Consider the following 395-nt stretch of genomic DNA (forward strand, 5'->3'; position numbering starts at 1 on the left):
GGCAACACCTCGTCGGCTACGTCGTTCAGCTTCACGCTCGATACGTCGGCCGCTGCACCCGGTGTTGCGTTGACCACCGACTCCGGCAACAACGCCACCGACCACATCACCAATATCGGCACGTTGAATCTCACCGGTGTCGAAACCGGCGCCACGGTCGAATATTCGATCGACGGCGGTCATACCTGGAACACCAGCTTCAGCGCGGTTGAAGGCGTGAACGACGTACAGGTCCGGCAGACCGATATCGCGGGCAACACCTCGTCAGCCACATCGTTCAGTTTCACGCTCGATACCTCGGCCGCTGCACCCAGTGTTGCGCTCACGACCGACTCCGGTAGCAACGCGACCGACCACATCACCAATGTCGGCACGTTGAATCTCACCGGTGTCGA

1 protein-coding gene is annotated in these 395 nt (G+C 60.5%); it reads left to right on the top strand.

Features of this window, described 5'->3' with window-relative positions; genetic code table 11:
• On the top strand, positions 1 to 395 hold a 395-nt coding region (locus tag DIE15_RS37335; RefSeq protein ID WP_185734625.1), incomplete at both ends, for an Ig-like domain-containing protein.

The organism is Burkholderia sp. Bp9031 (genome assembly GCF_003857965.1).
Taxonomy (GTDB): Bacteria; Pseudomonadota; Gammaproteobacteria; order Burkholderiales; family Burkholderiaceae; genus Burkholderia; species Burkholderia ambifaria_A.